The organism is Bifidobacterium bohemicum DSM 22767, assembly GCF_000741525.1.
GTDB classification, from domain to species: domain Bacteria; phylum Actinomycetota; class Actinomycetes; order Actinomycetales; family Bifidobacteriaceae; genus Bifidobacterium; species Bifidobacterium bohemicum.
Genome location: NZ_JGYP01000002.1, coordinates 299,784 through 323,186 on the forward strand (window position 1 = coordinate 299,784; position 23,403 = coordinate 323,186).

Annotated in this window: 16 protein-coding genes and 1 pseudogene; 3 read left to right on the top strand and 14 right to left on the bottom strand. The window is 57.6% G+C overall.

The features are described 5' to 3' along the window. Positions 1–79 precede the first annotated feature (79 nt). The 7 genes from BBOH_RS03550 to hflX all read right to left on the bottom strand — a co-directional run bounded on the left by BBOH_RS03550 (position 80) and on the right by hflX (position 8,086). Positions 80–817 carry a response regulator transcription factor gene (locus tag BBOH_RS03550; RefSeq protein ID WP_237743118.1) on the bottom strand — a complete coding sequence of 246 codons (738 nt, stop codon included), beginning with the start codon at positions 815–817 and terminating at the stop codon, positions 80–82. Positions 818–962: 145 nt separating this feature from the next. After that, the gene (locus BBOH_RS03555; protein ID WP_052118167.1) at positions 963–1,877 is read right to left on the bottom strand and encodes an ABC-2 family transporter permease; all 915 of its coding nucleotides are present in this window, start codon (positions 1,875–1,877) and stop codon (positions 963–965) included. Next, positions 1,877–2,689, bottom strand: a complete 813-nt coding sequence (locus BBOH_RS03560; protein WP_033521326.1) for a lantibiotic immunity ABC transporter MutE/EpiE family permease subunit — start codon at positions 2,687–2,689, stop codon at positions 1,877–1,879. Before BBOH_RS03560 ends, BBOH_RS03555 begins: the two co-directional genes overlap by 1 nt. Further along, positions 2,686–3,537 carry a lantibiotic protection ABC transporter ATP-binding protein gene (locus BBOH_RS03565; RefSeq protein WP_272945334.1) on the bottom strand — a complete coding sequence of 284 codons (852 nt, stop codon included), beginning with the start codon at positions 3,535–3,537 and terminating at the stop codon, positions 2,686–2,688. Before BBOH_RS03565 ends, BBOH_RS03560 begins: the two co-directional genes overlap by 4 nt. Positions 3,538–3,784: 247 nt before the next feature. Continuing rightward, complete coding sequence (locus tag BBOH_RS03570) at positions 3,785–4,657, bottom strand: cation diffusion facilitator family transporter (protein ID WP_237743155.1); 873 nt, start codon at positions 4,655–4,657, stop codon at positions 3,785–3,787. A 404-nt stretch (positions 4,658–5,061) separates the two neighbouring features. Further along, positions 5,062–6,024 carry an L-lactate dehydrogenase gene (locus BBOH_RS03575; RefSeq protein WP_033521327.1) on the bottom strand — a complete coding sequence of 321 codons (963 nt, stop codon included), beginning with the start codon at positions 6,022–6,024 and terminating at the stop codon, positions 5,062–5,064. Positions 6,025–6,595: 571 nt separating this feature from the next. Next, a complete protein-coding gene (gene hflX / locus BBOH_RS03580) occupies positions 6,596–8,086 on the bottom strand; it encodes a GTPase HflX (protein ID WP_033521328.1) in 1,491 nt (496 codons plus the stop codon). A gap of 454 nt (positions 8,087–8,540) precedes the next feature. Here hflX and BBOH_RS03585 point away from each other — a divergent pair, with 454 nt between their 5' ends. The 3 genes from BBOH_RS03585 (at position 8,541) to BBOH_RS03595 (ending at position 14,602) form a co-directional block, all read left to right on the top strand. After that, positions 8,541–9,182, top strand: a complete 642-nt coding sequence (locus tag BBOH_RS03585) for a class I SAM-dependent methyltransferase (RefSeq protein WP_033521329.1) — start codon at positions 8,541–8,543, stop codon at positions 9,180–9,182. 197 nt (positions 9,183–9,379) lie between these two features. Next, positions 9,380–13,507 carry a DUF3418 domain-containing protein gene (locus BBOH_RS03590; RefSeq protein ID WP_033521330.1) on the top strand — a complete coding sequence of 1,376 codons (4,128 nt, stop codon included), beginning with the start codon at positions 9,380–9,382 and terminating at the stop codon, positions 13,505–13,507. A gap of 156 nt (positions 13,508–13,663) precedes the next feature. Further along, positions 13,664–14,602 carry a hemagglutinin gene (locus tag BBOH_RS03595; protein WP_237743119.1) on the top strand — a complete coding sequence of 313 codons (939 nt, stop codon included), beginning with the start codon at positions 13,664–13,666 and terminating at the stop codon, positions 14,600–14,602. A gap of 316 nt (positions 14,603–14,918) precedes the next feature. On the opposite strand, the gene glnA is transcribed toward BBOH_RS03595, so the two are convergent. The 7 genes and pseudogenes from glnA to BBOH_RS03620 all read right to left on the bottom strand — a co-directional run bounded on the left by glnA (position 14,919) and on the right by BBOH_RS03620 (position 23,391). Beyond that, entirely contained in the window at positions 14,919–16,256 is a 1,338-nt protein-coding gene (gene glnA, locus BBOH_RS03600; RefSeq protein WP_033521331.1) for a type I glutamate--ammonia ligase, read from the bottom strand. Positions 16,257–16,450: 194 nt separating this feature from the next. Beyond that, positions 16,451–16,582 (bottom strand): HAD family hydrolase, encoded by a 132-nt coding sequence (locus BBOH_RS09390; protein WP_272945335.1) that lies wholly within the window; start codon positions 16,580–16,582, stop codon positions 16,451–16,453. Positions 16,583–16,585: 3 nt separating this feature from the next. Beyond that, the gene (locus BBOH_RS03605; protein ID WP_033521332.1) at positions 16,586–17,332 is read right to left on the bottom strand and encodes a hypothetical protein; all 747 of its coding nucleotides are present in this window, start codon (positions 17,330–17,332) and stop codon (positions 16,586–16,588) included. A gap of 196 nt (positions 17,333–17,528) precedes the next feature. Further along, a pseudogene (locus tag BBOH_RS09535) lies at positions 17,529–17,856 on the bottom strand (histidinol dehydrogenase); the annotation flags it as partial. A gap of 224 nt (positions 17,857–18,080) precedes the next feature. After that, a complete protein-coding gene (gene dnaE / locus BBOH_RS03610; RefSeq protein WP_033521390.1) occupies positions 18,081–21,644 on the bottom strand; it encodes a DNA polymerase III subunit alpha in 3,564 nt (1,187 codons plus the stop codon). 119 nt (positions 21,645–21,763) lie between these two features. Beyond that, positions 21,764–22,450, bottom strand: a complete 687-nt coding sequence (locus tag BBOH_RS03615) for a YesL family protein (RefSeq protein WP_033521333.1) — start codon at positions 22,448–22,450, stop codon at positions 21,764–21,766. Then, a complete protein-coding gene (locus BBOH_RS03620; protein ID WP_033521334.1) occupies positions 22,447–23,391 on the bottom strand; it encodes an RluA family pseudouridine synthase in 945 nt (314 codons plus the stop codon). Before BBOH_RS03620 ends, BBOH_RS03615 begins: the two co-directional genes overlap by 4 nt. Positions 23,392–23,403: the final 12 nt, after the last annotated feature.

Consider the following 23,403-nt stretch of genomic DNA (forward strand, 5'->3'; position numbering starts at 1 on the left):
ATCGTCGCCACCTTTCACGCACCGAACGCCGGTATATTCGCTTTTACCATCCTGTTTCCAGACAGGTGTCATCTCACCTTCACGCCACCCATCGATACCCAACGGACCATACCGTTTTAATCGGTTCCACCCCAAACACCGCAAATTTACGTCTGATATTGCTCATATGCGTGGTGACCACTGTCGCCCGTTCGGGCTCGGCCCGCATGTCGAGCGAATCGTCACCCGACAACAGACATCCATCCCATATCTGCTCACGCGAGAAATCGCGCCCCGGCTGTTCGGCAAGAAACTCACAAATACGGTATTCCGCGCCAGTAAGCGGAACCTCAAGTTCATCAACGTAAAAGACACCGGCCAACAAATCGGTCGTCACACGACCAAAACGCAGCACCGGGTGATGTGCTTGACGGACCCTCGAACGCAAATGAGCGTTGACCTTGGCCCGCAGTTCGGCGGCCCCGAAAGGCTTTCGAACATAATCATCCGCTCCCAGCCCATAGCCCAAAACCGCACTGTCTTCGTCCGTTTTGGCCGTCAGAAACAGAATCGGACAGGCAACGTCTTTCCGAATGCGGCGAACAAGCTCGAAGCCATCAAGTTTCGGCATCATCACATCGCACAGGATGAGGTCGAAACGCCCCAAATCGAGATGCAGGACCTTACGAGGGTCATTGACGACCGTGATCTCATGCCCGTCCTTGGCCAGGATCGCCGTAAGCATCGTCGTGATTCTCGTGTCATCATCGACGACAAGAATCCTACCGTGCGCTCCCATATGCGATTCTCCCGCACTCGACCCGCTACGATTGTTCAAGATCCACCTTCTTCCGCATATAACCATGCCGCAAAACAAAACTCAGACGACCGCCGAAAAGCCGGTTCACCACCATGCGCAAAGGATGGAACGAACGCGCACAAAACGCGCTGACGACCGCAATCAAAACCATCTCAACTCGACCCTACGACGAAACCGTACGTCTGTTTTCAAAAAGATTCACCGTCGAAAACAGCAAGCATCCCAGCAAAAAGGTCAACACACCGCACGGCGCAACGGTGCTCCACACACTTTGCTTCAAATCAGAGAGCATCACCGTGGCATCAGGTGACCAACGAATGATGGATTGCTCAATGCCAAGCGCACCCATCCGCACCTGCCAGGTAAATGGAACCCAGGCCCAAACACCATCCGAAGCGGCCAGCCCACTCAGCGTCCCGGTATTCAGCCCATTCAAGACTCCACCCATCGCAAGCGAAGCGAGCAGCGTGCCTACCGCCCCCAAACCAACAACGACATTGCGACCAAGCCCGACCGCCATAGGCACAAAGATCATATACAGCGGCAACGAACCGAACGTGATGCCGAACACAGCCAGGATATATGCGCTGAACGAAAGACCATTGACTCCCCTTGCCGTCAGGACATCGGCAAAAACAACCCCCGCCAATGCGAGCGCGCCAAAGCCCAGCAGCCACAAGACCACAATCTTACCGGCGAAGGCCGAACGTCTGGAGGGAACGCCAAATAGGTTGACATAACCGCCAGCCTCCCGTTCTTTGTCGGCGCTGACGCCGCACACAATGGCCGCCATCAGGGGCATCGCCTCTCCCAGCAATTGGAAGAAGGCATCCGCAGCCAAGCGAGGGTCGAAGACCGAGACAGCGAAGTAAGCACCGCACACCAGCCCCGCAAGCAAGCCACATACCATGTGAAGACTGATCAAACCGGTACGGAATATACGCAGCCATTCAGAAAGCATCGAACGCCATAACGCAGCATGGGGGGACAACGGGCTTTTATCTCCTACCGGCATCCTGGTACGTAAAGCATCATCGGTAGTCCTCGCCTTATCGTCATCATCGATCACACGCATCATCACCGCTGCTCCTTGCCGGAGAACCACACGGCCGTAAGTGCCGAAAGCAGGAGAAATACGAGCAACGAGACCGCGAGGGCAGTCACATGCTGCGAGCCGAACGTGGCTAGCGCGGTTTTCAAAGGCGAATCCGGCTCCATTGGCACCGGCACACCGCTAGGCATCACTTTCAACATCGGCACGACCACATCGAGCATGGCACCGGGCGGACAATACATCCACAATGTAGCATTACTCCACATGACAATCGAGAGCACTTCATCAAGCAGGAACGTCACCAGAACGCCAACCAGCGTCCCGAACCCATCAGCCAGCGCCAATGCGGCCGGAATCATCCAAGCGCTCGTCACCAGCAGCGAAAGTCCGGCCGCCGCCGCTTCACCCGAACCGATCGATCCGCCGCCGATCGTCACGATCAAAAGCACCAACGCAATCTCAGTCGCAGACAGTGCGACGCAATATGTTATCTTGGCAATCCATACGCTGCCGCCGTCCACCGGAAGGCACGAAGTCGCGCGCCAGTGATGTTTGGCATCCAGGTTGACCACGGAAACGCACGTCAGCACCACGAACGCAGGAAGCAACAAGGCATACCAGTAGTTCAGGAGGGTGGTTACGTTGAAACCAGCCGCCCAGCCGACCAACACTCCCAGCACCACAGCCAAGCAAAAACCGATGAGCATCTTGACGGGCGCGGCTCGTTTCCCCTTGAGAAACTCGGCCTTCAAGACGTGACCGAATGAAATGTGAATGCGTCCCGATTCAATCGCCGTCGTACCCCGTGGCCCGAACCAACTTTCAACCCGGCTCATCGCACCCCCTCTTTCCTGAGCACGTCCATGAACAACTGTTCCAAATCGGTTTTGCGGTCAAGCCGGTTTTCGTATGCCAACCGACCAGCCGCAATAATGCCCACATAATCAGCCATCTGTGCAACTTCCGAGAGGATGTGACTCGAGACGATGACAGTCATGCCCTGTGCAGGAAATCCCTTGATCATGCCGCGCAGCTCTTCGATCCCCAGCGGATCGAGGCCGTTGGTCGGTTCATCCAAGATGAGCAGTTTCGGACGATTAAGCAATGCCAGCGCTATGCCGAGACGCTGTTTCATGCCCATTGAGAACTGCCCGGCCCGCTTGTTGCCGACATTTGTCAAACCGACCGTGCTTAGCACCTCTTCGATACGGGTTTCCGGAAGTCCGAGCAAAGTGGTGCGCACTCTGAGATTCTCCGGAGCAGTGAGGTTGGGATACACCGGCGGCTCTTCGATCAAGGAACCGATGTCATAAAGATCTCGGCGTTGCCAGGTGTGGCCGAAAACCTGAATATGCCCGCCGGTCGGACGAGACATACCCGTCAAACACTTGAGAATGGTCGATTTGCCCGCGCCATTAGGACCGAGCAGACCGTAGACGCTGCCCTGAGGCACATGCAAAGAGACCTTTGAGACCGCGATCTGACGTCCATAGGCTTTGGTCAGTCCCTCGGTACTCAGTATCAGGCCAGATGCAGAAGCGCCACCGTAATCAGTGTCATAACTACCGGGAACAACCGCGATTCCATCCGTTCGTTGCGAACTACCGGCAGACGGCCCGCCCATAGCTACGCCCATCGAAGATCTCACACTGTCGGCAGATTTGATATCATCCGTTGAATCCATACCGTTTCCATTCTCCTATTTGCGGCATTCAAGCACGATTGAGCCTGTAAACCGCGGACCACCGTCCATATTCGCCCAGATGTTTGCATCCGAACGAAACGCAGCCAGTGATCACCCTTCAGGGAAAACGATACGAGTGAAATATCAAGAAACATGAAGCCACCGCAATATGACGCATTTCCGGTTCACCGAATGCATCCGACAACACGCGGACCCCCGGACTCTCATACCCGGCACTGGACACCTGTTATTGGTGCGCCGGTTCGCCCTGCTCAATCTCAAAGCCTTGCGGCTCAAGTTGGAACGTGGTGTGAGGCACCGAAACATCGAAGTGTCTGACGAGGCATTCGTGCAGCTGCGTCAAGATCTGAGCCGCCTGAGCCATGGACAGATTCCGTTCGACAACGACATGCGCGGTCAGGATGGGCATGCCCGTGGAAACCGTGGAGGCATGAATGTCATGTACTCCGACAACGTGCTCGACACCCAGCATATGCTCGCGTACCCGGTCGAGATCAAGTCCCTCCGGGGTTTGCTCGAGCAGCACCCGCACAGCGTTACGAATCAGCACACATGCGCGCGGAATAATCATAAGGGCGATGACACCGCCGGCAACCGCATCAAAGCCACGCCAACCGGTGGCCAACATGATGATCGCGGACGACACCACAGCCACTGAGCCCAACGCATCGTTCACTACTTCGAGAAAAGCGGCTTTCATATTCATGTTGTCGTTGTGCCGACCGGAAAGCACGAATGCCGAGGCGATATTGCAAGCCAATCCAAGAACGCCGAAACCGAGCAGCAGCCCGAAATCGGTGACATCCTCGGGCACGGCACCGGTCAGGCGCATCGCGGCCTCAACGAGGGCATAGACACCGACACCCAACAGCACCAGCGCGCCCAGGCCTGCCGTAATCGGCTCCAACCGAAGCCAACCCCATGTTCGTTTCTTACTGGGCCTACGACGCATGAGAATCGCCGTGACCGTGGAGGTCGCCAACACGGCGACGTCAGTGAGCATGTGTCCGCAATCCACGAGCAGCGCCAGCGAACCGGTCATCAAGGCGCCGACCACTTCCGCCACGAAGATCGTCAGCGTCATGCACAGCGAGATCATCAGCCGCTTCTGATGTTCAAGGGAGGCCTCCGTCTGATCACGCAAGGAGGAGGCAATGCTGATATCGTCACTTACTACAGCGCCGGCATCCCGACTGTCCGGATTCGCCGAGTTCACGTCTGACATGCGTCTCTCCATTGTCCACGATGGCCTTCCAGTAATCAGAAGGGCTACTATACCCCACATAAACCCAATAAGCACAACGTTTTGACTCTGTAGGCTGAAGGTCACACACAACGCACATCATCGTGCCGTTCATGGTGTTTTGACAGTGAATACGACAATCGTTTTCACATAAAACGGCAGAACGCAACCCTAGGTTGCGCTCCACCTTCAAACCCGCAATCCGACAAAACCGTCAAGTGGACAATCCGTCAAACCGTCGAACGGCCAAACCACCGAAATCAGAATCCGAACTTGGAGACCATGTCCTTGATCGTCACCGCAGAGCGTTGCAACAATTCAAGCTCGTGATCGGTGAGAGGCGTGTTGATCTGCGAGTTGACGCCCGACCGGTTCAACAAGGTCGGCACCGACATGCACACATCGCTGATGCCGTGGAAATCGTTGAGCCACGACGACACCGGCAGAATGCGGTTGGTGTCGTTCAAAATCGCCTCGACGATATCGATGCCCGACATGGCAATGGCATAGTTCGTCGCCCCCTTGCCGTTGATGATGCGATACGCGGCGTTCTTGACTTCCTCGTGGATCTTCTCGCGCGCAGCATCATCCAGCGCAGGACGCCCTGGCAACGCCTGCCAGTCGCACATGCTCACGCCTCCGATGGTGGCCTCGGCCCACAGCGGCACCTCGGAATCGCCGTGTTCGCCGGCGATGTAGGCATGCACGTTCTTAACATTCACGCCGGTATGCTGGGCGATCAAATAACGCAGCCGCGCGGAGTCGAGATTCGTTCCGGAGCCGAACATCTGATTGGCCGGCATGCCGGACAGCTTGAGCGAAACCTGAGTGACCACATCCACGGGGTTGGTGATGAGCATGTAAATGGCGTTCGGCGCGACCTTGGTGGCCGCGGGAATGATGGACTTCATGATGTTGATGGTGGCACCCGCCAGATCAAGCCGAGTCTGCCCCGGTTTCTGACGCGCCCCTGCGGTGATGACCACAACATCCGCGTCACGGCAAATCTCCATGTCATCCGAGCCGTCGATGGAAACGGCGGGATAGAAGCTCGACCCGTGCTGCATGTCGAGCACCTCGGCCTCGACACGTTCCCTGTTGATGTCCTCAAGCACGATCTCGCGCGCCGCCCCATGCTGAGCCGCGACAAAAGCCAATGTGGAGCCGACCGCACCGGCGCCAATCACTGCGAGTTTCGTGGGCTTATTCTGTATATCGACCATGTCTTTCATTTCCCTTTCATCCAATGCAGTGTCCGAACATGAACATACCGTATTCGTCGACGGCGATCTTATCCGATGCCGTGCGACGTAAATACGACAACTCATGACCAAACGTCACGCAGCAAAACCGCCATTTTCGTGGATTGATGACCACAAGACAGCCGCACACTACGAACTGCGCAGTCACACCTTTGCTTAATTATACCAGCCAATGCCCATCAACGATTGCACTGCCACACCGTCCGCGCCCAAACAGAATGTCAATCATGCCACATTCGTTTCGTGTGACGTTGGCCGTTTCCTTCCCCCCAAGCGGATTGATGCCAAATATTTGCTTCGTTTTGTATATCTGAGCGATTGCGCACAGCATGGGTATGGTTATTGAAACCCTTACGGACCTTATCAAGGTGTTGGTGCCGGCCCGGCAAAACCTGTCGCAATAATTCCAAGTGTCCACGTAAACGCACAAGGAAGGTTCGTATCGTGCACAAACGCCGCCACATCCCCCACCAAGGCATGAAACTCAATCAAACGAAACACTCTCAAACCGGCAATAAAACCGCACTTCGCGTCACCCGACGGCGGAATCCAGGACGCGGGCTGCAAGCCGCGAATCCACATCGGCCTCGAGCGCGACGCCTTCGGTCCGGTACTCCACTTTCTGCACCTTGCCATACTCTCGGACTTCGGAAAGCAACCCACCGGCGCTATATGGCAGCAACGCACTCACGTGTATTTCAGGCGCGGGCAGCAAGGACTCGACCGCGTCGCGCAACCGATCGAGCCCCTCACCAGAGGCCGCCGATACAAAAAGCGCCTCAGGACGCATGTTGGCAAGACGTCCCACCGTGGATGCATCCACCTGATCGACCTTGTTGAACACCAGCACACGCGGTATGCCCTCCACGCCGTCAATGTCCGCCAATACGCGGTTGACGGCCTCGATCTGGGCGAACGGGTCGGCCGTGGAAGCGTCAACGACATGCACAATCACGTCCGCGCCCGCGACTTCTTCAAGCGTGGATTTGAACGCTTCGACAAGCTGGGTGGGCAGGCTGCGCACGAAACCGACAGTATCGACGTATGCGTAGAAGCGCCCGTCATGCGCCTTGGCCCGGCGAACCGCCGTGTCGAGAGTGGCAAACAGAGCGTTCTCCACCAGCTCGCCTGAACCGGTCAGCCGATTGACCAGTGACGACTTGCCGGCGTTCGTGTAACCGACCACCGCAACCGTCGGCAGCCCGAGACGCCGCCGCGACCCACGCTTGACGTCACGGGCGGGGGCCATCGCTCGGATCTGCTTCTTCAAGCGTGCAATACGCGTACGAATGACGCGTCGGTCCATCTCAATCTGTGTCTCGCCCGGACCTCGCGAACCGATGCCTCCATTGACGCCCGCGGCCTGACCACCGGCCTGGCGCGACAAGGACCCGCCCCAGCCGCGAAGACGTGGAAGCATGTATTCAAGCTGCGCCAGCTCCACCTGTGCCTTACCTTCTCGGCTAGTGGCGTGCTGGGCGAAGATATCCAGGATGACGGCGGTGCGATCGACCACTTTCACTTTGGTGGCGTCCTCAAGCGCGCGACGCTGGCTGGGGGCAAGATCGCCGTCCACGATAATCGTGTCCGCCTCATGTCGAGCCACGATGCCCTCGATCTCCTTGGTCTTACCGCGCCCCACGTACGTCGCCGCGTCAGGCTTCAGCCGATGCTGCAGGACGCCATCGCACACCTGGGCCCCGGCGGTGTTGGCGAGCGCCGCAAGCTCACGCAACGATTCCTCGGCCTTTTCGAGCGTGGTTTCGTTGCGAGACCACACCCCGACGAGCACGACGCGCTCAAGACGGACTTTGCGGTATTCGACATCGCCTTCGTCCTGCATTTCACCAAGACCGACGACGCGCCGCAGCTGGTTGCGCGATTCACGCTCGCTCCACTGCTCGGCCCCCGCCGAAAACCCGTCCATATCCGCGGGCGACCGTGCACCCTGATCCTGCAAGATGTCGGACCGGCGCCCCAGCACCTCATCGTTGCCGGCCTCAAGCCGATCATCGTTTGTCAATACGTCAACCTTTCCACGCGCCCTACCACCATGAATTGTAGCGGTCGGCAGACACAAAACCAAGCACTTCCATATCGACTGACCAGCCGAACGCGCCAAGCCTCACATAAAATCGGGGGAATACCCTAAAGCGGCACCGGTGCCGCATTGGCACGGTACGAGCACTCGCTTTCATCTCGCAAAAATCGTTTTGTTTTTAATCACGCCACTTCATCGAACGGCAAGCCCAAACACTAGCTGTCCCCCGTCCCCACTATTCCATGCGTTCCGACATCACCTTTCGGCATTGATTTCGTAATTGTCACTGGACCAACCGACCGCGATCGATACGGAAATCCCTGGCTTCGGTTTTCCCAAGCCCTATTTGCAATGTCTGTTCCGATCTGGAACTAGTATTGATACCCTGACATCGACGCAAAATCTCGAGTGCGGCGGAAGGATTGAACGGGATCATATGAGCGATAAAAAAACCGCGAACACGCAGGTAAAGCAGGTCGAACAGTATTTCTCGGCGAAGCCCTCGTCGCAGGACGTGCGGCGCACGCTGCGGGTCAATCTGCGCGGACACGAAGTCGAGGTGGAGGCATCAAACGGAGTGTTTTCCGGGCATCGCTTGGATTTGGGCACTTCGGTATTACTGCGTCAGGCACCTCAACCCCCAGCAGGCGGTGTGATGCTCGACCTGGGATGCGGATGGGGGCCGATTGCGCTGGCTCTGGGTCTCGAATCACCGCAGGCTGATATCTGGGCCGTAGATGTCAACGAGCGTGCGTTGGAACTGACGCAGGCAAACGCCGCCAGACTCAACATCGCCGGCCGCATCCACGCGGTTAAAACCGATCAGGTGCCGCAGGACCTGCGTTTCGACCTGATCTGGTCCAATCCTCCGATTCGCGTCGGTAAGAGTGAACTGCACAGCTTATTGATGACGTGGCTGCCGCGCCTGAACATCGGCGGGCGTGCCTACTTGGTGGTGCAGAAAAATCTTGGGGGCGATTCGCTGATTGCTTGGCTGGCGCAAGAGCTTGGCGACGAATACGAGGTCAGAAAATACGCCAGTTCGAAGGGATATCGTGTTATCGAAGTGAGCCGCTGACACAATCCGCACGGACTGATTCTCTGTCCGTAGGCAGATCGCCCGACGCATACGGCTTTAAGTACCACAAGAAATGGCGATGCAATCTCAACAATCGTAAAAACAAGCTGGACGGTATAAACAGGTCAAAATGTTCTACGCAACGAAAACAGACTGAGGTTCCACCGTTCGGACGTACGTGTAGCATAGAAATGCCTATGAAATTCAACTATCCCAGCGAACTGCCGATCAGCGCAGCGCATGACGCCATCACAAGGGCCGTCGAGTCCTCTCAAGTCGTCATCATCTCCGGGCAGACCGGAAGCGGCAAGACCACGCAAATTCCGAAGATGCTGCTCGAAATGGGCCGGGGCACCCACGGCCATCAGATCGTGCACACCCAGCCACGACGGCTGGCGGCGCGCACCGTGGCCGAACGAATCTGCGAGGAGATGGGGGTTACGCTTGGCGACGAAATCGGCTATCAGGTGCGATTCACGGACGAGAGTTCACCCACCACGCGTCTACGCATTGTGACCGACGGTATTTTGCTGGCGCAGATTCAGCGCGACCCGAACCTGAGCAAATATGACACCATCGTCATTGACGAGGCGCACGAACGTAGCCTCAATATTGACTTTTTGCTGGGGTATCTCACCGCACTGCTACCCAGACGGCGTGATCTGAAGCTGATCATCACCTCGGCCACCATCGATTCGATGAAGTTCCAGGAGCATTTTGAACATGCACTGCACACCAAGGTCCCGGTAATCGAGGTCTCCGGGCGCACCTACCCCGTGCAGGTGCTGTATGAGCCGATTGGCGGCATGCCGGCGCTTATGCGGCATGTGCCCGGTTTTGCGGATGGATCACTGCCGGACGAAAACGGCGGGATTCCCGGACTCAACGGCAGTTCCCACGGCGGCAACGGGTCGCTGGCGGACTCACAGGACATGGCTCGGGCCGTGGCCCGCGCCTGTGCGGAACTGGCCATCCACTCCTCACACGACCGCGGACCCCGCGATATCCTTGTCTTTGCCGCCGGCGAGCGTGACATTCATGAGTACGAGGACGCGATACGCCATCACTTTGGCCAGCGCGCTTCCGACATGCGCCGTCCCGACGCCGTCGAAATCGTGCCACTGTACGCCCGCCTGTCGGCCAAGGAACAGCACCGTGTGTTCGAAAACCACCCACACCAGCGTATCGTCATCGCCACGAACGTGGCCGAAACGTCACTGACGGTGCCCGGCATCCGCTATGTCGTGGACCCCGGAGAGGCGCGAATCTCCAGGTACTCCAAGTCTGCCAAGGTGCAGCGTCTGCCCATCGAGGCGATCAGCCAGGCCAGTGCCGACCAGCGCTCCGGCCGTTGCGGCCGCATTACGGACGGTATCGCCATCCGCCTGTATTCGCACGATGACTATGAATCCCGGCCGCGATTCACCGAGCCGGAGATTCTGCGAACCTCGTTGGGCGCCGTAGTGCTGCATATGCTTTCCGTGGGGGTGGCCAGGACGGCCGACGACGTGACGCATTTCGGTTTTATCGACCCGCCCGACACCCGAGCGGTCTCCGATGGCTTCAACGAACTGACGGAACTCAAGGCCATCAGCCGAAAGAGCGGAGAGGTTCGTCTGACTCACCTGGGCCGACAGCTCGCCCGCATCCCCATCGACGTGCGTCTGGGCCGGATGATCATCGAAGCCGCCAGCAAAGGCACCCCGAACACCCTGGCAGCCGTCATCGTGATAGTCGCGTTCCTGAGTTTGCAGGACCCACGCGAACGCCCCGAGGAGGCGCGCGATGACGCCGACCGCATTCACAACCGTTATGCCGATGAAACCAGCGACTTTCTGACGGCGCTGAATATCTGGGATGCTGTTTTCGGTGATTTCGATGACGGCGATCGAGGCCCGAGCAATGCCCAGTTGCGCCGTATATGCAAGACGGAATATTTCAGTTTTCTTCGCCTGCGGCAGTGGAAGGACCTGGTCAATCAGCTGGGTCAGATGTGCCGCCAGATGCACTTCAAAGTCGGCTCTCCTGTTCCCATCTCGCGCCCGGACGCCAGGGTCCGCGCACTGCCCATCAATCAGCAGGCAGCTCATAGCCTTGTCTGCTCATGGGATTCCCAAGGCATTCACACCGCCATGCTCGCCGGACTGCTTTCGATGATGGGCATGCAGGTCGTACGCGAACCAAAAGTCTCCGATTTCGCGGGTCTTAAGGGAGCGGCAAAGGTCCGCGCGATGAAGCAGGCAGCCAAACGTTCCAAGAACGAGTACCAAGGCGCTCGAGGAACGAGGTTCGCGCTTTTTCCCGCCTCAAGCGTGGCCAAATCGACCCCCTCTTGGGTCATGTCGACGGATTTGACGGAAACCTCGCGACTATGGGCCCGGTACTCAGCGGCCATCGATCCGGCTTGGGCGGAACCCTTGGCAGGCAACCTCACACGAGTAACCTACGCCGAGCCGCATTGGTCCGGATCTCGCGGCAGCGCCGTGGCCTCGAGCACCACGTTGCTTTACGGCCTGCCGATCGTGCAAGGCAGGCAAGTGCAGTGGGGCCGCATCAATCCCTCGCAAGCCAGAGACTTTCTGCTTCGTCAAGGTCTGGTGGAAGGCGATATTCAACAGCGTTTCCCTCACGATGGATTCATCGAAAAGAACCGCTCGGTCCTGCTCGAGGCCGCGGACGATGTCAGCAGGACGCGACAGGTCGCCCAGACGGCCAGCGACGAGGATCTGTTCGACTTCTATAATGAGGTAATCCCTCAGGATGTCACGAATGTCGCGGATCTTGCCAAATGGATCAAGGAAACGCATGGCAGCAACCCACACGTACTCGAGTTCGACCCCACACAGGTAGAACGGCTCTCGCAGCACGAATCAGTAAGCCTTGACGACTACCCCGACCACTGGCACACCCTTGGCACCGACGGAACTCCCATCGATCTTAGACTCAGCTATGTCTACGACCCTCAAAACCCCGCCGACGGCGTTACCGTGCATATACCCATCAGGACACTTACACGCCTGACGCCCGAGGAATTCACATGGAACGTGCCGGGACTTTTGGACGAGTTAATTCTTAGCTATATCAAGTCATTGCCCAAGGCGCTTCGCGTGCAATTCGTGCCCGCACCGGACGCTGCGGCCAAGATCCGCGCCGCACTTGACGAGCACTATCCTGATTTACCCGGATCGGGAAGCGAACAGTCACCGTGCATGCCACCAGCGGATGAGGCGACAGGCACAGCGGTATGGCCCGATTTTACACATGCTTTCACGGCCGCCGCCATTTGCTCACTGGGGGCGACCATCCACCCTCAGGTCTTCGGCCCGGAACAACTGGCGAAACTGCCATCGTACCTGACAGTCACTTTCAGCATCGAAGAGCCGGTCGCGCAGCAAGGAGGCAGGAACGCCCGTGGACGCAACAATCGCACGCGTCCCAAACCCCGTGTGCTCGGAACCGGCAAATCGCTCAAAGATCTCCAACGCAGATTCGCGAAGGAAGCCGAGGCAGGCGCACGCAAAGTCGTGAAGGTCGCGGCCGACAAGGCCGGCCGTCAGGGCAAGGTCGTCAAACGCGCGAATCTGCTGAATCAGGCCGGCGCCACCACCACCTCCCGAGCCGAAATGCTGTGGAACGCGGCTTTAGGAAAACTGCGCATGCCGTCAGAACGCATCTCCTCAAGATGGCTCGGCACTGAGTCACTGATGCTCGCATCAGCTCCCTACGACTCAACCAAAGCACTCACGGACGACCTGCAATACGCCGCCATCAAACGCCTGTTGCCGAACGTCGAACAGCTCCCGGACGACGCAGCCTTGGTGGAAGCAGTCAACGCGGCAAAGAACACCTTCGAGGACACGGTCTACGCCGTGGCCCGTGACGTCATCGCCATTCTCAAGCGCTACGCCGAAGTCGAGACGGTCGTAGGAGGCAAGGCCGACCTGCCGATGCTGGCTGTGCTCCAGTCCGTGCGTGCACACGTCGCTACGCTCGTCCACCCCGGTTTCATCGGTGAGGCATCACCTCAATTCCTGCCGAACATCGATCGGTATCTCAATGCTGATCTGATGCGTCTTGCCAAAGCCAAGGTGGACAAGAACCGCGACGCACGCTGGGCCTGGCAGGCCGATGAGGCCAAAGGATTGGTGGACTCCGCGCGCGACCAACTCAGGACGGAACCGGCCGGACCCCGCCGTGAGACTCTTGAAAAAAAGCTCATCGAAGCTCGTTTGATGCTTGAGGAGTTCTACGTCTCCCTGTGGGCGCAGGAACTTGGAACCAAGTTCCCCACCAGTCTCAAACGCATTCGTAAGTCGCTTCAATAATCGTTGCGGATGCACCAACCGTTCAAGTCCGTATGAGCGGAACCCTGGACCCGTGACAACAACGATTATCCGTCGGCCGCCCAATGGCGTGTGATTGAATTCAGCGATCGGTTGTACCGACGATGGCGTATCCGCTCATCGAGGATTGACATTAGTATGGCCTACGTGCATACCTCCAGAAAGCAGCAAGTCCGCAAACGCCGCAACAGCCAAGGCCGCAAGGGGCCAATCGCCGTCATATCACGGCGGTGGCGGAACGGCGGAGCGGCCGCCCATGCGACGATGATCTGCATCGGCATCGTCGCGGTAATCTGCGCCATGGCACTGGTGATGGGGCTGACCCGACTGATTCAATGGCATGTCGAGGTCACCGAAGCGCAACGCCGTCAGGAACAACTCACCCGGCAGTATGATTTCAATCCGGGGCAGATTATCTCCGACGCCCAATTCTTTAACGCCGATGCCATGAATGCAGCCGAAGTACAGGCGTTCCTTGACAAGCAGAACCCAAGCTGCACCGCAGCGAACTGCCTGAAAAACAAGACCTTTGACACCACCACCATGCCCGTCAGCAACCTTTGCCCCGGCGAATACAAAGGAGCCAAAGCCGAACGCGCCGGCGACATCATTACCAAGTCCGCCAGAGCGTGTGGCATCAGCGAAAAAGTACTCCTCACCATTTTGCAAAAGGAGCAGCATCTGGTCAGCGCGACCAATCCCAGCGATTTCCAGTACAAGTCCGCAATGGGCTTAAGCTGCCCCGACGACGCCGACTGCGACCCGCAATACGCCGGATTCTTCCGTCAGGTCTATGGTTCGGCAAGGCGTTTCAAATACTATCAAGCCCATGAAGGCCAATACGGCTACCACGCCGGCACACTCAACTATGTGCAATACCATCCGAACAAAGGTTGCGGAGGCAGTCAGGTCTACATCGTCAACCAAGCAACCGCAATGCTCTACATCTACACGCCTTACCAGCCGAACACCGCCGCACTCAAGGCAGGGGGCGGCGAAGGAGACGCATGCTCGAGTTACGGCAACCGCAACTTTGCACTGATTTACAACGGCTGGTTCGGGGACCCACGGAGGTAGGAACGCGCAATTGCAGTCGTTGGATTCCGCATCGTAATTTACGCGAAGGCCTCGGTGCTCCGTCACGATTGTCGCATGACGTCCTGCTTGCTCCTACTTGGCCGGCGTCGCACCGCGCATCGTCACGCTTCGGCAGCAGTTCGAAAGCTACGCGAACCTACCACAAACCACTCCTGCCCGACAACCACGTTGCATACAGACTCCGTCGTCGCACTCGGTCACTTTTCACAACAGCGAGCTTTCCGCATATCGGTTTTCGTCGCACGCTGTATTCATCGGCTCAGCGAACGCGCCGCGAGCGCACGACGAAGACATATCACAGATTAGGCAGGAACCTCTCCAATTCGAACTGGGTGACGTGATGACGGTATTCCTCCCACTCCTGATGCTTGTTGCGCAGGAAGTACTCGAACACGTGCTCACCGAGTACATCCGCCACGAAATCGGACTTCTCCATCACCTTAAGGGCCTCGTCAAGCGACTCCGGCAACGGCTGGATGCCCATCGCCTGACGCTCGGTGTCAGTAAGCTCCCACACCGCGTCGCTGGTCGGCTCGCCAAGGGTCATCTTCTGCTCGATGCCGTCCAGCCCCGCCGCAAGCAGCACAGCGAAGGCCAGATATGGATTGGTCACCGGATCGAGCGCACGGAACTCCATACGAGCCGAGTTGCCTTTACCTGGCTTATATTGCGGGATGCGTAACAAGGCCGAGCGGTTGTTGTGGCCCCAGCACACATAGCTTGGAGCCTCGTTGCCACCCCACAGCCGCTTGTACGAGTTGACGTATTGGTCCGTGATGGCGCAGATTTCCGAAGCGTGATAGAGGATGCCAGCCGCGAACTGCCGCGCCGTAAGCGACATGTTGAACTCCTGGCCTGCCTCATAGAAGGCGTTGGAGTCCCCCTCGAACAAGCTTAAATGAGTGTGCATGCCATTGCCGGGCTCGTCAGTCAGTGGTTTGGGCATGAAACTGGCATGGATGCCGCGTTCAAGCGAAATCTCCTTGACCACGGTACGGAATGTCATGATGTTGTCCGCCGTGGCCATCGCGTCGGCATAGCGCAGGTCGATTTCGTTCTGCCCTGGACCGGCCTCATGGTGGGAGTATTCCACCGAAATGCCCATCTGTTCAAGCATGTTCACGGCCGCTCGACGGAAGTCCATCGCAGGACTGCGGGGCACATGGTCGAAGTAGGTGCCATGATCAATCGGCACGGGCGGCGTACTGAAATCATCCTGCTGCTTGAACAGATAGAACTCGATTTCCGGATGCACGTAGAAGGTGAATCCCTTCTCCTTGGCTTTTTCCAGCTCGCGCTTGAGCACGCGGCGCGGGTCACCCAACGACGGGTCCCCGTCAGGAGTGAGGATGTCGCAGAACATCCTTGCGGTGCCTTGTGACTCACCTCGCCACGGCAACAACTGGAAGGTCGATGGATCGGGCTTGACGATCATGTCATCTTCCGAAACGCGAGTCATGCCCTCAATCGCGGAACCGTCGAAGCCAAGCCCCTCGTCGAAGGCGTCCTCCAACTCGGCGGGCGCTATGGCCACGGATTTCAACGTACCGAGTACGTCGGTGAACCAGAGACGAATGAACCTTACATCGCGCTCTTCAACGGTGCGCAGCGCGAATTCCTGTTGCTTATCCATTCTCATATTTTCTCATAACGCTATTACATTCCGGTTAAACGTCTGACATTAACCAAAAAAGATGACGGCATGAGCCATTGCCGGACCAAACCAACAACGTACAGGGACCAAAGGCCCGTCAGCCACTGTGCGAACCATCGGATCTACCCCGAAAATCGCACGTTCAGCCAACGGGCACTCAAGATACGGAACAGTCAGCGACGCTCCCAAGCACTTTCGATGTCCTCATAGCGCAGTTGATCCGTGCTGGGCACCACAAGCCTCGCATGGCCAAGCTCGTCGGGGCTGCCAACACCCACCGAAAAAGCCCCGACCGAGTTAATCACCGCCTATTCAATAGTCGATCCCCCACGGCCAAATTTCGTATGATCTGAAATCACCTGCATCGCTTTATCATGGTCAAAATCGGCCGTGTCAATCAGGTGTTCACCCTGATCCCTGAGATCATCGATGGTCGACACGCCCAACATCAAATCCTCTACTGCGGCCGGAGTCGAGCTAAGCACAAGAGGCGGAGCAAATTCCCGTCCAGGTTCGCCTGCCATGTAGAGCGTAGCCGTCAGCTTGGCGGCACGGTTGACGCACAGCACCACAGGCATGCCGGTAATCATCTGGGTGAGGTCACGCGCGGCATTTTCCGGAGCGTCTCCATCCAGATTATGCAATATCGCAACCGCGCCACGCTCGTCGGCCAAGCAATGCGCCGAAATGTCAGCCATCTGGCAGAATGCAGCCAAAAGATCCGCCGCGGCCAGGCCCGTGGAAATGATGGCGGCCTTGGCGCGATTGCCGATCAAACCTTCAAGTTCATCATCAAAGCTGAGGGCGCGTTCTGCCCCCTTCGCCACCGAATCGCCATCATCGGCGGCGGCGTTACCAGAAGAGGCGATATCGTCACCGTCCGCCGCGAATGCATCGGAATCCGCCTCCGCCTTCGAGGTAGCCTTGGCAACTGCATCGGAATCGTCATTGAACTCCCGCTCAAACTGAGCCAAAGCCGATTCAAGCTCCTCGTCACTGAAATGGGCATCATCAGGCAGATCAGGAACCCGTCCGTTCTTGTCGTCATCACTCATCGTCAACCACCGTTCCTCTCGACTAAACGCGTTAACATCCATTATCGTCCCGCCTGCCAACACCTAGACCCGCCACGGGCGACGCCGGCAACCGGCATGAACGATTCGCTTAACTAGACACCTTAGTCCACCGTTGACGTTCGCGCTCGATGTCATTCTATAGACGACTATAAAACGCTTGGGAAACGCCCTCCGAGAACGCCTTCGGCACCTGCGACTCGCACACCTTGCCGATACGCCGGGACGACTCCCCCAATAGCCGCCCGCACCTCAGTGTCGAGCCTATCGAACGCCTGCCGCATAGCCGCTACCGGCGCACATAGATCATGGGGCGAATGCGGTAGAATTTCTCTTCGAAGTCCCTCAATGCCGCGGCATCACGTGCCCTGACGTCATCGAGGATCAGGCGTACGGCGTCGCAGGCCTCGCCCGTACCCATTCGGCTCGAGGCATGGCTTCAGCATCTGTGCGCGACTGAGGCGTTTCCCACGCCGGTCAACTATTCGCATTGTGTTGTCATTCATGCACACAGCATATCAAACGTGTGGTCTGCCGACCACATCGAAAGCTGCATTGAACCATATCATAAGGCGTTTTCCATTGTTATCACTCACATATGACGGTATAGGGCAGCACTTTGCAAACAGAGTCGGCCTTGACCGCCACACATTACGATGGCACAGCCGCCGGACCGCCGACCAATACGGCACGCGCAATGCCGTTAGACAGGGCGCACCGCATATAAGGCCTACGCGGCGGGCAGGCAACTCGGTCCGAAAAGGATCTTCAGCTCAGCGAACAGCGAAGGATCTCGTTTGACACGGAAACGATCGCCGAAGGTAAGCACCTGTGTCTTTGCCTCGGGGTTGATGATTGCCAGACGAACCTCGCATACCCCCGGATGATTGGTCAGAATCCGGCCCAGATCCATCACACGGTTGCGGTCGAGCGCAATCTGTGGCAGTGCAATGGTCAGCGGCCGTTCGTCGCCGTTTTCCAAGTTCGGGACGACCATTTCATTGGCCCGCAAGCTGACGGTCTCGTCGCGTAACTCCACCTGCCCGCGAATTTGCACCACCTCGTCAAGGGCCATCAAATCAGCCGCGTTGGTATACGCCTTGCCGAAAAACATGCACTGAATTGAGCTCTCCATGTCCTCGATCGTCACAATCGCCCACGGATTACCCTTCTTCGACACTCGTCTATCGACCGACGTTATCAATCCGGCCAACGTCACCTGCTGGCGATCGTCCATCGTGGAGGCGCTGGTAAGCAGGTGCGCAATCGACATGTCGCGCAGACCCGAAAGCACAGCACTCATACCGGAAAGCGGGTGGTCCGAGACGTATAGGCCCAGCATCTCGCGCTCGAAGTTGAGCTTGGTCTTCTTGTCCCACTCTTCGATGTCGGGCACGCTGATCTGGGCATCGCCCATGACGTCGGTCTCGGATGAGCCCGCGTCGCCATCCATATCGGAGAACAGGTCGAACTGCCCTTCTGCCTGCTTACGTTTAAGACTGATGACGGAGTCAATGGCCGACTCGTGGATTTGGAACAGCGCACGACGGTTCGAATCGATGGAATCGAACGCCCCGGCCTTGATCAATGACTCAACCATACGCTTGTTCAGCGCAGTTATCGGCACACGACGGATGAAGTCCATGAAATTGACGAACTTGCCACGGCCGCTTTCACGTTCCTTGACGATGTCGGCAACCGGCTTGTCGCCCACGTTTCGTATGGCGCCAAGACCGAAACGGATGATGTCGCCGGCGGGAGCATACTCATACCGCGACTCATTGACGTCGGGCTGCAACACCTGAATGCCCATACGTCGAGCCTCGCCGAGATAAAGCGCCGTCTTGTCCTTGTTGGTGCGCTCGTTCTGCAACAGAGCGGCCATGAACTCGACCGGGTAGTGGGTCTTGAGATATGCGGTCCAGTAGGAGATCAGGCCGTACGCCGCCGAGTGCGCCTTGTTGAATGCGTATCCGGAGAACGGCACCAGGATGTCCCATACGGCCTGTGCCGCCTCGGTGGAATACCCATGTTCCTTCATACCTTCGAAGAACGGCACTTGTTCCTTAGCCAGCACCTCAGGCTTCTTCTTGCCCATCGCTCGACGCAGCACGTCTGCCTTGCCGAGGGAATAACCGGCCAGAATTCGCGCGGCCGACTGCACCTGCTCCTGATAGACAATCAGACCGTAGGTCTCGTCAAGCACCTCTTTGAGGGGTTCGGCCACCTCCGGATGAATCGGGGTGATTTCCTGCAGGCCGTTCTTGCGCTTGGCGTAGTTGTTGTGCGAGTCCATATCCATAGGGCCCGGTCGATACAATGCGATCAGAGCGGAAATATCGTTGAAGTTATCGGGCTTGAGACTCTTGAGCAGAGCCCGCATGCCGTCACCATCGAGCTGGAAGACGCCAAGGGTGTCCCCGCGCGAAAGCAGGTCGAATGTGGGCTTGTCGTCAAGTGGAATCTTCGTGTAGTCGATGGGGTCCTTGCCGTTGAGTTCGATGTTCTTGAGCGTATCGCGAATCACCGTAAGGTTGGAAAGGCCCAGGAAGTCGTTCTTGACCAAACCGAGCGTCTCGCAGGTATGGTATTCGAAGGTCGTCGTCACCGTGCCGTCGGTACGTTCCAGAAGCGGCGAGGTGTCGGTGATCGGCGTCGAGGACATGATCGTGGCGCAGGCGTGCACGCCGGTCTGGCGGATCAACCCCTCGATGCCCTTGGCCTCATCGGTGATGCGCTTGGCGTCCGGGTTGGAATCGTACAGTTCCCGAAACTCGCGGGCTTCGGCGTACCGTTTGGAATTCGGGTCGAACATGTCCTTGAGGCTTGCGTCCTTGCCGTTCTTACTCGGCGGCAGCGCTTTGGTGATATTCTCACCCACGGAATACTCATACCCCATGATACGTGCGGAGTCCTTCAAGGCCTGTTTGGTCTTGATGGTGCCGTAGGTGACGCACTGCGCCACTTTGTCGTGGCCGTATTTGTCCGCCACGTAGTCAAGCACGCGCTGGCGGCCCTCAGGGTCGAAGTCCACGTCGATATCAGGCAGGGAGACGCGCTCTGGGTTGAGGAAACGTTCGAAAATCAGACCATGCTTCAACGGGTCGAGCTCTGTAATACCCATCGCGTACGCCACCATCGACCCTGCCGCCGAACCTCGGCCGGGACCGACCATCACACCATTGTTTTTGGCCCATTGAATGTAGTCGGCCACCACCAGGAAGTATCCGCAGAACTGCATCTGGGAGATAACGCCACATTCATAATCGGCCTGACGCCGCACGTTATCCGGCACGTTACCGTTATATCGCCGTTCGAGACCCTGCTGTACGTCATGCAGGAAGAGTGACGTCTCGTCCCAACCCTGAGGGCAATCGAACTTGGGCATGAACGCGCCGTCCTCGTGATCGTCGAAGATTACGTTGCAGCGTTCCGCCACCTCAAGTGTGGCGTCGCACGCTTCGGGTAGCTCGGCGAACAGCCGCCGCATCTGGTCGGCCGACTTGATGTAATAGCCGGAGCCGTCGAATTTGAAGCGATCCGGGTCGTCCAAGTGAGAACCGGAGTTGATGCACAGCATGGCGTCCTGGGAACCGCGGTCCTCTTCATGGACATAATGCGAATCGTTCGTCGCGATGATGGGCGCGCCGATCTCCTTGGCAATTTTGAGCAGGTCTTTGACCACGCGTTTCTCAATCTCGAGGTTGTGATCCATCAGCTCGATATAGAAATTGTCTTTGCCGAAAATATCCTGCAGGCGGTGAGCGGCTCGTAGCGCCTCCTTGTACTGCCCTAAGCGAAGGCGGGTCTGGATAATCCCGGATGGGCAACCGGAGGTGGCGATCACACCTTTGTGACACGTCTCAAGAACGTCATAATCCATACGGGGCCACTTGCCCACTCGCCCCTCAAGGTTGGCAACGGAAGATGCCTTGATCAGATTTCTCAGACCTTCGTCGTTTTCGGCCCACATCGTCATATGGGTGATGAAACCGCCGCCGGAGACGTCGTCACTGCGCTGGGCCTCGGTGCCCCAATGCACTCTTGACTTGTCGGTTCGAGCGGTTTCAGGAGTGACGTAGGCTTCAATGCCGATAACCGGTTTGACACCGGCGCTAACGGCTGTACTCCACATTTCATAGGCCCCGTGCATGTTGCCGTGGTCTGTGATGGCGACGGCCGGCATGCCCAGTTCCTTGGTGCGTTTGACCAGATCGGGAATCTTGGAGGCACCGTCAAGCAGTGAATAGTGCGTATGATTATGCAGTTGCACGAAGTTTCCGGATTGAGTCATGACCTCCACGATACCGACCCAAGCCGACCTCACGCCACACCTTGTCCCGCTTGTGTTCGCGGCATCTCGCTCACCGTTTGAACGAGACCGACGCGGCATGTCGCTGAACGACTTCGCCGCTACCGCTTCAGGTCATCGTTTCGCCTATGCTGATCCTTTTCGCTCGGTTCCAGTTCGTGTACATCCATCCCGGGCACACGACCCCACGAATACACGGCCATCATAGTGGCGAAGGCAGGCACAGCCATGCCGAAGACGACCGCAAGCCCCGGCCAGGTGTAATAAGCCCACACAGTGATGATGAACAGCAAAAGAACCATCAGCGAGCACAGCGGCCGGGCGATCACCATGGACAGCGACGTTTTGACCGTCCACCACAAGCCGCCGTCGAAATTAACATGTATCGCCCAGCTCAACGAGACGAACAGGCCGTAAATGAGGTTCAGCACCAGCAGGACCCCTGAAATGCCGATGCCGACAACCCCCATGTCATTATGCATCGTGATCCAGTATTCCCAGGCCAGCAACATCATCACCAGAAATTGGGGCCAACCAAGGATATTTGCCGATTTGAGTTCGGAGCGCCATGACGCATGGAACGTAAGCCATGTGTGTTTGACGCTCCACGACCGGTCATCCACATCCTGCAGCCATCTGCGATAGGTGCCGTAGCAGGCCGCAATTGACGGGAAAAGACCACCGACGACCAAGCCTAGCAAGGTATGGACGATGAATGCCATGTGTACGACGAAAACCATCAGAATGATACGGCACACAAATTCATAACCTACCGCGAAACGCTTCATTGACGGATCTCATTTCTTGCATATGGCATGGATTGCTCACGCATGAGCTCCAAAGCTTGCGCGAGGTCGGCGGGGTAAGTGGAACGCACGGTCGTCCAAACATGAGTGCGAGGGTGGCGAAACTCAAGCTGCATGGCGTGCAACCACTGACGGTTAAGGCCCAAACGCTCAGCCAACTTGGGGTTACCGCCGTACATGGGGTCACCGGCCAACGGATGTCCGATCGACGAGAAATGCACACGTATCTGGTGGGTTCGCCCGGTTTCAAGATTGACGGAAACGAGAGTGGCCCGCCCGAATCGTTCAAGAACATCCCAGTGGGTCACAGCGGGCTTGCCGGCGGCCGTGACGGTAAACCGAAAATCCGAGACTTTGGCGCGCCCGATAGGCGCCTCGATGGTTGCCCGATCCTCTTTTAAATCACCTTGTACCAATGCATGATAGGTCTTGAGGACCTCATGTTCGGAGAACTGACGACGCATCTGCGTGTAGGCGAGATCGGATTTGCATACCAGCATAAGGCCACTGGTACCCACATCCAGCCTGCTGACAATGCCCTGACGTCCCGGCGCGCCCAATGAAGTGATATGCACACCCCGCCTAATCAGACTGCCGAGCACCGTTGGCCCCGTCCAGCCGACGGAAGCATGTGCCGCCACGCCAACGGGCTTATCGACCACTACGATGTCGTCGTCTTCATAGGCGATGCCCATTTCCTGCGCGACCGGCTCCTCGCTCGCCTGCTCCTCACGGAGCTCGAAATCAACGATGTCTCCTTCCGACAAGACCGCTGCTTTGTCCATCGAACGTCCAAGCACACCTGCCTGACCGTCTTCGATCAGTTCAGCGGCCTTGGAACGCGAAACTCCCAGCATCTTTGCCACAGCCACGTCAAAACGTCTGCCAATCAGAGCATCCGGCGCCGGAGTGATGCGATTCAATGGTCCTCTCCC